The sequence below is a fragment of the Prochlorococcus sp. MIT 1303 genome, from assembly GCF_001631965.1.
In the GTDB taxonomy this organism is placed as follows: Bacteria; Cyanobacteriota; Cyanobacteriia; order PCC-6307; family Cyanobiaceae; genus Prochlorococcus; species Prochlorococcus marinus_D.
The window spans coordinates 301,408-314,032 of the sequence record NZ_LVHK01000044.1 but is presented as its reverse complement, the minus strand read 5'-3'; the positions used below and the strand labels follow the sequence as shown (position 1 = coordinate 314,032).

Genomic DNA, 12,625 nt, shown 5'->3' with positions numbered 1-12,625 from the left:
TTTATTGGTCTGGCTCCATGCCCTTTCCGAAAAGCCTTTCCCATTCATTGCTGTCGCCAGAAGGCTGGCGATTTGATTAATCGATCACTTGCCTCATGCTTTATGGGCGTTCTCTACGTGCTGTTTCCCAAAACATGACTGCATGCAATACAGCGCGCATGGAGAAGCCTGGGGATTGTTATCTCTACGGCGATTTCTCTGAGCTCTAAATGAGATCAAAGCAATGGAAGCGTAAGCGATGCTTCTGATCAGTCAACTTAGGCTTAGAGCTTCTTGCAATCGCTCACGTTGACCCTGCTTGCTAGCGGGGCAGGTTCTGATAGCAAATGCCAAGATTATCTTACCGATTAGATGTACGCTTAATGAATAGGACTCTACGATCACTAAATGATCTTAAGTTGTTCGCAATTTTAGTCACTGACTCTACTAACGATGATCGCAAGATAACCATGCTAGCCAACGATTAGAGCAACCCTAAGCATAGGGGAAATTGCAAGGCCATAGCTTATGAGCTCCTGCCGATTCTTTAACGCTGGAGACATATTGAAGATCAATCAATTGACACAGAATGTTCCATAAGCCCTGTCAACAAAGCCTTTCATAGAGCCCTATAGATCAGCATGACTGGTGAATTAGATTTTAAAATCATGAACTACAATCTATAAGCAAAAAGTCTTGAGTTAGCATCAAGATTGCCTGGGTACACTGCATTGCTCTGAAAGACATTGGAGGCGATACAGCGATAGGAACTGCCTCAACCGCTGCCATGTGGCTAAACAGGGGAATAAAATATTGGCCATGAATGCATGAGGGCTGTCCATGAATTTGAGAACAAGCTGTAACGACAGCTTTGTGTTGAATTGACTAACTTGCTACTCGCATTGAACTTTGAGCCGCAGATTGAAAGTCTGGGCTCTGAGTATTGGGATGTGGTCGATGCCGCACGATTTCCGCGCACTGAATTGCGTTTCCGTAATGATGCCTTGCTTAGGCAGCTTGGGATTGAGCCTGACGCCGTAGAGGATCATCATCTGGAACAGGCTTATGGTTGTTTTGAGGCTCGTACTCCGTTATTAGCTCTGCGCTATCACGGCTATCAATTCGGTACATACAATCCATTGCTTGGGGATGGTCGTGGCTTCCTTTATGGTCAACTACGTGATCGATTTGGACAGCTTCAGGATCTTGGCACTAAGGGATCAGGGACAACTCCCTGGAGCCGTGGAGGGGATGGTCGACTTACCCTCAAAGGGGGTGTGCGGGAGATCATCGCCAGTGAGGCGCTGCACCGTTTAGGCGTCACCACGAGCCGAACTCTTTGCTTGGTGGAAACCGGTGAGAAGCTTTGGCGTGGTGATGAGCCTTCGCCTACTCGCAGTTCAGTGATGATGCGTATGGCGCGCACGCATCTACGCTTTGGCACTTGTGAGCGGCTGCTGCATTTGCGGGATGCTCAGAGCCTAGAGCGTTTGTTGCGTCATGTGGTTGATGTCTATTATCCGCTGATTGCCGCTGCCTATCCTGTTCAAGAAGGCAATGCTGCTAGCGCGATCCAAGCTCAGTTGCTGGCTTTCTACGCAGAACTCGTTGAACGGGTGGCCAGGTTAACGGCGGAGTGGATGGCAGCAGGTTTTACCCATGGTGTTCTCAATACCGACAACATGTCTCTGCTGGGAGAAAGTTTCGATTACGGTCCATTCGCCTTTTTGGATCAATGGGAGCCTGGATTTACTGCTGCTTATTTTGATCAAACAGGCCTCTATGCCTATGGCCGTCAACCTGGGACTTGCCATAACAACTTGCGGCTACTTCAAGAGCCATTGGCAATGCTGCTGCCACGGCAACCAATGGAGCAGTCATTAGAGACGTTTGCTCCAACATACCAATCTCATTATAGAGCTTGCATGCAGCGTCGTCTCGGTCTTCCGAGCAGTTTTGACGGCAATGGCAATATTGAGGGTGGTGGTGGTGATGCCGTGCGTAAAACTCTTGCACTCCTCGACGCTTGGCCTATTGGATATGGCGCCTTCTTTGCAGGCCTTGCTGCTCAAATATCGACCAAGGGGTTGCCAGAAGAGCCAGAAGCTTTGTTGCCAGTGGTCTTAGATGGTGCTGAACCTGCAAGGAAAGTCTGGCTGGATTGGAGAGATCGTTGGTGGACACAGCAACGGGAAGCTTTATCTGCTAATCCTGCTGAAGCACAAGCCATCAATGCGCGATTACAGCGCTGGAATCTTGTCAAAACACCGATTCGATCTGTGATTGAGGAGTTTTGGCAAGCGATCGATCAAGATGATGATTGGCAGCCCTTGCAGGCCTGGTTGAAAGCAATCTGTGTGGATTAAAACTCATTTCACAGGAGATATTTTCTTGTAAAAGTGGCTCCTTGTTTCATGCTTGCCTTAGAGCGAGGTGTAGCCATTGCCACGGCCTGCAACAACTGCGACACCTCATCCAATACATCCAAGAGCATGACGTCCATTACGACGCCAAGCATTCAACAGAAGCACCCTCAACAGGCAGAAAGCGACTTAAAGATGCCTTGGGTAATGACTGGATGCCGTGATCCCTATATCGACGACAACTAAGCAACTCATCTCATCCCAACCTTCTTAAGTGCTCTTCGCGAACCAGCGATATGCCCAGTAACCACAGATCGCGACGATCACCCACGGAATCAATACTCTGACAATCCAAAGGGCAAACAGGAGCACCAAGGCAGAAACAGCAATCCGCTTGGTGATTGCCTTTGCCTCATCGGTCATGACTTCCCAGCGAGGTACCAGAGACATCGTTGCTTCTTTCTTGAATGCATCTGATCTTCTACCAACCCCTCCTGCTATGCAACCTCAGGTGCCCATCCAACCTCCAATTCCCTTCTGATGATCCATTGATGACATTTGCAATTGAGGTGCTGTCCTTGAGGAATCAAGCGTTGATGGATAGGACAGGTCAATAAGGTCTGGCACTGCTTCCCGACCGCATAACGGAAGTGATTACAGGTCATGCACACCGCTCCTGATCGCGAGGATTTGAGCGTGCCCTCATCCATGCACTGCCACTCCTCGGGGTCAGAAGAAGGGCTGGGTGATAGGTGCCTACCTGAGAACCGTGCCATCAAACCATTGCATCCAGTACACCTGTACTAGCTCAAGCAGGTTGCTTGAGTCAAGCGATTGGTAGTGACTGCTCTGATCTCAAGCACTCCAAAGAGTCCGGCAGTGCAATGGTGCCTGTTAAGCAAGGACTGCCCGTCTCTTCATGCAAGCAAATTCGGCATAATCTCAGGACTTTTCAGTACCACCCAAGCGGGCCTTTTGCGCCCTTCACCTAGAGGGGATTTTAAAATATTTACACACTATCAGGACGAATCAGTTATGTTTGGTGCGAACATTAACCATTAATTGAACAATGCTTCGCAAGCAAGAAAAAAATGCAATCACAAGAGGTGTCTTACTCGGCATTGGTTGGGGATGGGGTTTAGATAGGTTTTATGAGGGAGATAAAAAAGGAGGAATTCTTTCAATCATTGGATGGGGGATCATTTTTACAAGTTTCTTCTATCTACAGTGTTCTGGAATTGAATACGTCGATGGTGTAAAGGATTATTCCAACTACAGTCCTAATCCATTAGTTGTTCTTCCCTTAATCGCTGGGTTATACGGAGCCTATCTGATTATCAGAAAAGCATTCAAACTGGCAAAGCAATTTGAAACTGCAGAAGATTAATTAGTCATCGATCGAGCTAGGGGCTCGACACTCCTCAAGTAGGTTTTTTGGCATGGGCGCTGATCGATGTTAGCGCCATTTTTCATGCTTCTTTATCACTGCTTTACTCTGATTTTCGGTTCAAGATCTAATGCTGCCTATATCCACAATCAGTATTCCAGAGTAATGAGTATGAGGCGATGAGTTTGTGGCCTCGAAGATAGATAGGTTAGGCAGAACTCAAGTCGAAATAGTCAATCGCATCCATGACCTGCCGCAGCAATGCATCCACGTCAGAACCCTCGATGGGCTGATCAACACCTGAGCTTTAGGCAAGTTCGCATCTGTGCTTCTTGGTCTGCTTTCTGGTCTTACCGAAGTAGAGCGCTCATTGACCAGTGAGAGAACACTTAAGAGCATCCAACACCGCAAAGAAACAGGCGTGAACTTGGGAGGCAGACCTAAGACCAGTCGCGTCAAAAAAGGGCTGGTCCTACGCCTTAGCAAGAAAGGGTGCTCTTACAGATCCATAAGAGAGCACACAAGTCTTGCTCTCTCCACCATCAGAAGGATCATCGTGGAGCAAGAGGTAGTAGCGGTTTGAACCTTCCACCACATTTCTTAGACGAAAAGAAGAAAGAAGTTATTTTCCATATCAAGGGGGTCTTGCCAGTCACTATGGACATACCTAAATGGATGCAATCGTTCCCACCTGAATACAAGGGTGTTGTTGTGAGGTGCGAGGAAACTTTCTATCGTTTAAGAGAGGGAGCAGGAAGATGACAAAGAGAACAATGAATTCGGAGTTCTGACTATGGACTGGGACGCAGCAAGAAAGCACTGCATTGAGCGTGACTGGAAGTGGACATTGGATTTGATCGACGAGTACCAGAAGGAAATGCAAGAACTAAAAGATGAGAACGTGAAACTCAAGCGTCAGTTAGTTCTTCGCTCTCAACTCAAGAAGTAATGCCAGTCTTGATCATTGGTTGGGGTGTCTACGACAAACTCACTGAACAAGAGAAAAATGAGTTTGCTTTAGTGGCAAGTTATGAGACTTCTTATTTCTATGAATGTTATAAATATGAGCATGCTAAAGGTAATAAAAATTATGAATGGAGTGATCGATGCTTTAAGAGTCAGGAAGAATTATTGGAATTTTTTGGTTATGAAATGATTGAAGATTTAGACATAGATGCTGTATATGCAAAAAGGTTAGATGCCTATGCCGAGGAGGATCTAAAGAAATGGATGCAATTAAGTGAGGGTGGAAATCAAGTCAAAGTAATAGGAGCACAATAAATGCATGCTCGTATCCGCAGAGTTCATGACTCAACGACTGATCGTTATAGAAGGTTGGGTCTGAACAATGCAACGATTGCTTGGTTGCTCTTTGCAGAAGGTGTGTTTGTGATTCTAGTGGGCAAAAAAAATGATGAATTTAGTTTTTTAATCGATTGAAAAATCAAGGTATCTATCCACTGGTTCCTTTATAAATGGTTGCTATCAAGAAGAACAGTAAACACTGACTCTCCTTTGATGCAAGAATGAACAGAAGCATGAACAACAGACATGGGTTTCATCACAAAGCACAAGAAAGCAGATGACTTCCTCTTCTGTAATCAACAAACCTCACAACCGTTTAGCGAGCGTATCTGGAAAGATAGTCTTGCTGAAGTTTTAGTGGAATCTGACTTAGGAGTCTGGGGTAAAGATGACAGCAACAACCTCAGAAAAGTCGACGTTCATTCAGGTAAGAGCATTACTTGGTATAGCTTCAGGCATAGCTACATCACCATGCGTCTTAAAGCAGGTGTACCTGTTCCTGTGATCGCTGCTAACACCGATACAAGCATGAAATACATTCAGAACCACTACTTCCATTACAGAGCAGATGAGTCAACAGAGATCCTTGGTAAAGGTAGAAACATTCGTCCTGCAGAAGAAAATTTACGCTGGATCGGATCTGTATGAGCGCTTCACTCTCATCAATTACTGATTCTTGAGATCCGTTCTCCTAACTACGTTTCAAGCGATCACCAGTGTATAAAGGAGGATATAAAAGTGCTCTCCTCAACAACACTGTCATACCAACAGATATTTCGATCACCACCTTATAAAGGAGAAAGAGAAAACACTCCATCCACACCCCTGTCATACCAATAGATTTTTCGACCCCCCCGTTAAGGGAGAAAGATGGATATTTCGATCCCTCATGTATAAGAGGGGAGGAAAGACAACTAAGACAACAATTACCTCTACTGATGTCCCCTTAATGGACATCCTGTGAGTACTTTCTTTTATCTCTCCCCACTAACTATTAACTCTTCAATCATGATGATCTCTATCGTCCCTGAATGACGATCTTGATCATCCCTATTGATACTTACCTAACAACTACTAATGAAAGAGAAGAAACAACAACCTACTACCTCAAAGAAATCCAGTCACAACACTCTTGATTGGGTAGAAAGACAACTACTGGAAGTAAAAGCATTTGATATGGGATTATCAATTAATCTCAGGTTTGGATAAGTACTTAAATATCCAACTGAATTTTTTGACTTATCGCATATTGCGACACCACGCACCATCTTCACTCTTCAACCAGTCAATTCGGTATTCGTTTCCAAGTGATGCTGCTTTCTTAATATCGCTACAAGCACTGCTTGAATCGTTTGATAAAAGAAATACTGCAATTGCTCTATTACTATAAGCATTGGCATGATAGGGATTAATTGTTATTGCTTTGCTGTAATCAGCAATTGCGCCCTGATAGTCTTTTGACGCATGCTTGCCAACTCCACGACTGTAGTAGGCAGGGGCATGCTGTGGATTTATTGCGATTGCTTTGCTGTGATCAGCAATTGCTCCTTTGTAATCTTTTAAATTCTCCTTGGCAAGTCCACGATTGACATATGCATCTACATTTTTTGGATTAATTGTGATTTCTTTGCTGTGATAAGCAATTGCTCCTTGCGGATTAGCTGCGATAGCCTTATCTATAGAAAGTGCTTCATTATATTTTTTTAGTTCTTCATTATATTTTCTTGTAGCGCTAGGATCAAATTGACTTGCAGGAGAACTTCGGCTTGAATCCTCAGATTTGCTTTTAGTACAAACACGCTCACCACTAAGTGTCATCCCGCAAGAACTTGACGGCTTCACGTTCTTAAGAGGATTCATTTTTTCCATATCTTCGAGCGTATAATTCTTACCAGTAGCGCGATTGTAATCGTCTAACTTACATTGCATAGCCCCCTTAATATCTAGGCCAACTCGACTAAAATAATAATTAAACGCACATTGATTGCTTCCACCACATTTTACCAACGCTTGCGACCAAGCTTTCTTATTGCAAGGGGATCCTGCGAATCCAGGTAATGAACTACTAATTCCTATCGCCCCCTGTGCCAGCAGAAATAGACTACAGAATTTTAAAATAGATCTCACGAAGCAGCCTCAAAATCAAAAAGAAAATAGATAACGACAATAGATCTTCAACTCCAATTTTTTTCAATTTAATCAGTAAAAACTACATTTCTTATCCTATTAATAAAATAACGCGACTCTCTCATTGTCAGCAGAAAAAAGTACTCTTCACTGAGACGACGAGGTTTGCATAAGCATTTAGCTATCCAACACAAATTTCTTCACTCTCATTATTCATAGAAGCACCACTCATTTACCCCCCATACGCCACTAGTCTTTAGTTATCTAGAGAGAAAGCATATCTATCTCCCTAAATAGATCAGACTATGTGTGTATTAAGTGGTAGCATTGCGGTAGCGTCTAAATCAAGCAGCTCTAAATCCCTTTCATATCAAGCAATCTCAGGTTACGTTGTGTAATCGGCGTTAATGCGCACGTATTGATCCGAAAGGTCGCAGCCCCAAGCCATGCCATCGCCAGATCCATTACCCACAACCAAACGAATCTGAACTGTGTCATCACTTAAATAACTCCCATCAACCCGCTCTTGCATATAGCGAGATGCAGCTAGCCGATCAAAAGGCAAGGGTTCGCCGAATTCCATTAACTGATGAGGGCCCAACCAAAGGGCTACTGCTGCAGGATCAAAAGGCACACCAGCACGCCCTGCAGCTGCAACGATTCGTCCCCAATTGGGATCACACCCATGCACGGCCGTTTTTACCAAAGAAGAGCCACAAATCGTGCGTGCGATGCAGCAGGCCTCAACATCGCCACCGACACCCTCTACCTGAACCTCCAGTAAACAGGTGGCACCTTCACCATCACGTGCAATTGCCTTGGCGAGCTGCTGAGCCACCGCCATAAGCCCAGCCTCTAATGCCTCCAGGTATTGAAGCTCTAGAGGCTCACCGGCTGCAAAGGCCAACAACGAATCATTCGTACTGGTATCACCATCAACCGTGATCGCATTAAAGGAGCGATCAACAACCCGCTTCACCATCGCCTGCCAAGCATCTACCGAAACACCGGCATCACAACTGAGATAACCCAACATTGTTGCCATCTCGGGATGGATCATCCCTGATCCCTTGGCCATGCCGCCAATTCGCACACGTCGACCACCTAATTCAGCTTCGAGCGCAAACTGCTTCTCAACCAAATCGGTCGTCAGGATTGCGCCGGCCGCCTCAGCACCACCCTCATCGCTGAGTGCTTCCACAAGGGGATCCAAGCCTGCAAGCAAGATATCCATGGGGATAGGTACACCAATTACACCGGTTGAACAAATCAAAACCTGCTCAACTGGTAGCTCAAGTCGGTCGGCCAGAGCCTGAGTGACTCGAACACTGTCGAGCAAGCCACGGTCACCTGTGCATGCATTGGCCTGACCAGAATTGATCAACACGGACCGTGCCTTGCCAGCACAAGCCCTCAAACGTTCCGCGCAAAGATCGACGCAGGCAGCCCGCACCAATGAAGTCGTGAACGTCCCTGTGCAAACAGCACCTTCTGGAGCCAGAAGTAACGCAAGATCCGGCTTGCCAGATTCCTTCAATCCAGCTGTGATGCCTGCCGCCTGAAAGCCGAAAGGTGCCGTTAGGCCACCAGAGATGGGGCGCCAAAGGGAGGCAAGCTCAAAGCTCACGGCCTTAGGAGACAAACTAAACACATCCTCCACCTACACGATGACCACCGAGCCACCAAGCCCGGTAACACTCCCACGTTGGCAGGGGCCGCAACGACGCATCGGTCTTACAGGCGGCATCGCTAGTGGTAAAAGCAGTGTTGGGCACTACCTCGCGGAGCAACACGCCCTGCCTGTGCTGGATGCCGATGTGTACGCCCGAGAGGCCCTAGCCCCTGGCAGCGCAGCCACCATAACCGTGCTGGCACGCTATGGAAGCGCAGTAGGTGAAGCAGACAAACGCAGTCGAGACAGCCTCGATCGCTCAGCCCTAGGGCGAATCGTATTTAGCGATACCCGCGAACGCCGCTGGCTGGAGCAGCTCGTTCATCCCATCGTTGCAAAGCGCTTTGATGTGGCCTTGGGTGATCTGTCAGCAGAGCCGGTGGTGGTGCTGATGATTCCGCTGTTGTTTGAAGCGAAGCTCAGCGGACTTTGCAGCGCAGTGTGGTTGGTGGACTGCAGCCCAGCCCAGCAATGCCAAAGGCTGATCGCTCGTGATGGCCTCACACTCCAAGAAGCAGAGCAACGCATCGCCACTCAATGGCTCCTGGAGCAGAAACGGCCTCTAGCGGATTTAGTGATCGATAACAGTGGTTCGCCAAACAGCTGGAAACAGTCTGTAGTCCAAGCACTCAGGCAACAACAGCAAGAAGCAGCTATGAACTAGATGAGAACACTTAATGACTACAGGTAGCAAAAAAGGCTCATCCAATAGCTAGTGGTGAACGCTATTGCTTGTGTTAACCATTAACTACCTCAACATCCCCAAGCGTTGGCCACGCAACAGAACAGTTCATAATCGATAAGTGAGTGGTCAACTGAAGCGATCAACTGCAGCCATCAACCCTTCAACTTCTTGCTGAGGATCTGATTGGCGAGCTTGGGATCGGCTTTGCCGCCAGTCTTCTTCATAAGCTGCCCAACAAAGAACCCCTGCAGCTTGGTCTTACCGCCACGGAATGCCTCCACCTCATCGGGATGAGCGGCCAACAATTCCTCCACAATCGTTGTGATAGCCGCCGGATCACTGATCATGCCTAACCCACGTTGATCAACAATCGCCTTGGGTGAGCCGCCCTTCTCCAGCAACTCAGGCAAGATTTCCTTGGCGATCTTGCCGCTGATTTTGCCGCCGTCGATCAGTTGCACCATCTCTGCCAACTGCTCCGGTCGAAATGGCAACGTGGCATAAGAAAGGCGATTGGCATTCACGTAAGCAGCAAGATCGCCCTGGATCCAATTCGCCACTCCCTTGGCCTCGGCACCTGCCGCCACGGCCGCCTCGAAGTATTCCGCCATCGCATACTCATCAGTGAGCACCCTGGCGTCATACACCGACAAACCAAACTCTTCGGCATAGCGATGACGCTTCGCTGCCGGCAACTCTGGCAACTCAGCACGCCAACCCTCACGTACCGATGCAATCACCTCAATCGGACCGAGATCAGGATCCGGAAAATAGCGGTAATCGCTGCTGCCTTCCTTTGAGCGCATGCTCTTGGTGAGTTGCTTGCCCTCATCCCAAAGGCGGGTTTCCTGCACTACTGCTTCGCCGGCCTCATAGGCCTTGATCTGGCGCTGAATTTCGTACTCACAAGCTTTCTGGATGGCCGAAAACGAGTTCATGTTTTTGATCTCAACCTTGGTGCCAAACGGAGCGTCGGCCCCTTGGCGCACGGAGATATTGACGTCACAACGCAAAGAACCTTCCTGCATGTTTCCATCAGACACGCCTAGATAACGCATGATCCTGCGAATCTCCGAGGCATATTCCGCCGCCTCACGCCCAGTGCGCAGATCAGGCTTGCTGACAATCTCGGCTAACGCCACGCCGGCACGGTTGTAGTCCACCAGGGAGTGGGTGGAGCCTGCAAGACGGTCGCTGCCAGCATGAACGAGCTTGCCGGCGTCCTCCTCCATATGGAGACGCTCGATGCCAATACGCTTGAGGTAAGTGTCCTTCCCCTTCTCTGCAACTTCCACCTCAATCCATCCTTCTTCTGCAATCGGCTCATCAAATTGAGAGATCTGATAGTTCTTCGGTAGATCGGGATAGAAATACTGTTTGCGATCAAACTTGCTGTGCTCGGCAATATTGAGGTTGAGTGCCATCGCCGCCTTAACCGCGTATTCCAACACCATCTGATTAAGCACCGGCAACGTACCGGGCAGGCCACACACAACAGGGTCGATGTGGGTGTTGGGATCGTCGCCAAAGGTAGTTGAAGCGCATGTGAAGATCTTGCTATTGGTGCCTAGCTGCACGTGTGTCTCCAGACCGATCACTGCTTCCCATGCGCCTTTGGCAGAGCTAGTGGCTGATGCCATGACCGATCTCCTATCACCTGGTATGCGATTGATCCTATGGAAAGGTCCCCTGACATCAGCGCCCTTAGCTCGAGAGGCTGGAACACTGAACTGATCTGGCCTGCTCTTTGCATTGACGATGGCAACAGTGCGTACTGAATCAGTGCTGATCCTGGGAGGCGGCTTGATGGGCCTAGCTTTAGCCCACAAATTGGCGCTGCACGGTCGCTCAGTGGAAGTACTCAGCAGACGCCGCAATGAGGCCGCTGGCTTCGTTGCCGCCGGCATGCTTGCACCCCATGCTGAAGGGCTGAGCGGAGAGCAACTACGGCTAGGCCAATTAAGCCTGGATCTCATCCCATCCTGGGTGAACCAAATCGAAACCGATAGCGGCCTCTGTTGCGGACTGCGCCAATGCGGGATTGTGGTGCCCTTCGCCACAGCGGCGCAGCGAGATCTCTATCCCACCGCCTGCTTAGGTGAAAGCCTCGATCGTTCAGGCCTGGAACGAGAAGTACCAGGCATTGGACCTAACTGGCAGGCAGGCTTGCTCTTCAGTCAAGACGGCCAAATCGACAATCGCCGACGATTGATGCGGGCACTGGAGACAGCCTGTGTGAGCCTGGGCGTTCGCTTCCAAGAAGGCGTAGAAGTGCAGGAGATTCTGCAAGACGGCCATACGTTCAGAGGGGTGCGAATGCGCAACGCTGAAGGGGAGATGCACACACTTACAAGTCACAAGGCCGTGCTGTGTTGCGGTGCCTGGAGTGCCCAACTCCTCCCAGCCCTAGCCATCGTGCCCGTGAAGGGTCAGATGCTGTCGCTCCAGGGTCCACGGGACAGCTTGAAGCGAATTGTGTTTGGTCCGGGCACTTACCTCGTCCCTCGTGAAGATGGGCTACTCGTGGTAGGCGCCACTAGCGAACCCGAGGCCGGTTTCATGGAAGGTCTCACCCCTTTTGGCCAACAACAACTACAAGCCGGCATAGACACTCTCCTGCCAGAAGCAAGCCAATGGCCGCCGATGGAACGTTGGTGGGGGTTCCGACCTTGCACTCCTGACGGAGGCCCACTATTAGGCAGCTCATCCATTGATGGCCTCTGGCTAGCCACTGGACATCACCGCAATGGGGTGCTGCTCGCCGCCATCACAGCTGAATTAATCGAAGCCAACATAAGCGGCAAGGGAATCACTGCGGAACAAATTCAGGTATTAGAAGCATTTCAGTGGAATCGATTCAAGACAAAAATATGAAGATTAAGCCATGCAACCCTGGCAGCATAGATTAGCTGCTCTTCGCCAATTAGCTCCTATAGCCTAAGCAAATAAAAGAGCATTAAGACACAATTTGACCAAAAAAGAATTGGGAGATTATCATTTATTCAGAGGGCTCTTCTGCTGCTTGAGGAGCAATTTTGAGACCGAGAGATAGGCTTGCCTTGCTCGTAACACATGAGACAGCTTGAGCATGGAATGAAAGCAACTTA

13 protein-coding genes are annotated in these 12,625 nt (G+C 48.5%); 9 read left to right on the top strand and 4 right to left on the bottom strand.

Annotation, left to right across the window (positions count from 1 at the left end; genetic code table 11):
- The first annotated feature begins 860 nt into the window (after positions 1 to 860).
- Positions 861 to 2,345 carry a YdiU family protein gene (locus PMIT1303_RS10660; RefSeq protein ID WP_063398680.1) on the top strand — a complete coding sequence of 495 codons (1,485 nt, stop codon included), beginning with the start codon at positions 861 to 863 and terminating at the stop codon, positions 2,343 to 2,345.
- Positions 2,346 to 2,378: 33 nt separating this feature from the next.
- Positions 2,379 to 2,588, top strand: coding sequence for a hypothetical protein (locus PMIT1303_RS13585; RefSeq protein WP_156487005.1), 210 nt, complete (start codon positions 2,379 to 2,381; stop codon positions 2,586 to 2,588).
- Between the two features lie 24 nt (positions 2,589 to 2,612).
- On the opposite strand, the gene PMIT1303_RS10655 is transcribed toward PMIT1303_RS13585, so the two are convergent.
- Positions 2,613 to 2,792 (bottom strand): hypothetical protein, encoded by a 180-nt coding sequence (locus tag PMIT1303_RS10655; RefSeq protein ID WP_063398679.1) that lies wholly within the window; start codon positions 2,790 to 2,792, stop codon positions 2,613 to 2,615.
- Positions 2,793 to 3,411: 619 nt separating this feature from the next.
- Between PMIT1303_RS10655 and PMIT1303_RS10650 the strand changes: the two genes are divergently transcribed.
- From PMIT1303_RS10650 to PMIT1303_RS10630, 5 genes are all read left to right on the top strand, one after another.
- On the top strand, positions 3,412 to 3,729 hold the full coding sequence (locus tag PMIT1303_RS10650; protein ID WP_063398678.1) for a hypothetical protein: 318 nt from the start codon (positions 3,412 to 3,414) through the stop codon (positions 3,727 to 3,729).
- A gap of 325 nt (positions 3,730 to 4,054) precedes the next feature.
- Positions 4,055 to 4,312 carry a hypothetical protein gene (locus tag PMIT1303_RS14120; protein ID WP_231901461.1) on the top strand — a complete coding sequence of 86 codons (258 nt, stop codon included), beginning with the start codon at positions 4,055 to 4,057 and terminating at the stop codon, positions 4,310 to 4,312.
- A 210-nt stretch (positions 4,313 to 4,522) separates the two neighbouring features.
- Entirely contained in the window at positions 4,523 to 4,678 is a 156-nt protein-coding gene (locus PMIT1303_RS13840) for a hypothetical protein (protein ID WP_197459815.1), read from the top strand.
- On the top strand, positions 4,678 to 5,010 hold the full coding sequence (locus PMIT1303_RS10635) for a hypothetical protein (RefSeq protein ID WP_063398676.1): 333 nt from the start codon (positions 4,678 to 4,680) through the stop codon (positions 5,008 to 5,010). The genes PMIT1303_RS13840 and PMIT1303_RS10635 overlap by 1 nt, the downstream gene beginning before the upstream one ends.
- Before the next feature lie 270 nt (positions 5,011 to 5,280).
- Positions 5,281 to 5,682: a site-specific integrase gene (locus PMIT1303_RS10630; protein ID WP_063398675.1), complete on the top strand. Its 402-nt coding sequence runs from the start codon at positions 5,281 to 5,283 to the stop codon at positions 5,680 to 5,682.
- Between the two features lie 591 nt (positions 5,683 to 6,273).
- On the opposite strand, the gene PMIT1303_RS10625 is transcribed toward PMIT1303_RS10630, so the two are convergent.
- A complete protein-coding gene (locus PMIT1303_RS10625) occupies positions 6,274 to 7,161 on the bottom strand; it encodes a tetratricopeptide repeat protein (RefSeq protein ID WP_231901460.1) in 888 nt (295 codons plus the stop codon).
- Between the two features lie 385 nt (positions 7,162 to 7,546).
- Positions 7,547 to 8,821, bottom strand: coding sequence for a bifunctional glutamate N-acetyltransferase/amino-acid acetyltransferase ArgJ (argJ, locus tag PMIT1303_RS10620; RefSeq protein ID WP_063398673.1), 1,275 nt, complete (start codon positions 8,819 to 8,821; stop codon positions 7,547 to 7,549).
- On the opposite strand from argJ, the gene coaE reads away from it, so the two are divergent.
- Positions 8,754 to 9,497: a dephospho-CoA kinase gene (gene coaE, locus PMIT1303_RS10615; RefSeq protein ID WP_082824505.1), complete on the top strand. Its 744-nt coding sequence runs from the start codon at positions 8,754 to 8,756 to the stop codon at positions 9,495 to 9,497. The genes argJ and coaE overlap by 68 nt on opposite strands.
- Positions 9,498 to 9,670: 173 nt before the next feature.
- On the opposite strand, the gene gatB is transcribed toward coaE, so the two are convergent.
- Positions 9,671 to 11,158, bottom strand: coding sequence for an Asp-tRNA(Asn)/Glu-tRNA(Gln) amidotransferase subunit GatB (gene gatB / locus PMIT1303_RS10610; RefSeq protein WP_063398671.1), 1,488 nt, complete (start codon positions 11,156 to 11,158; stop codon positions 9,671 to 9,673).
- 118 nt (positions 11,159 to 11,276) lie between these two features.
- Here gatB and PMIT1303_RS10605 point away from each other — a divergent pair, with 118 nt between their 5' ends.
- The gene (locus PMIT1303_RS10605) at positions 11,277 to 12,392 is read left to right on the top strand and encodes an FAD-dependent oxidoreductase (protein ID WP_063398670.1); all 1,116 of its coding nucleotides are present in this window, start codon (positions 11,277 to 11,279) and stop codon (positions 12,390 to 12,392) included.
- Positions 12,393 to 12,625: the final 233 nt, after the last annotated feature.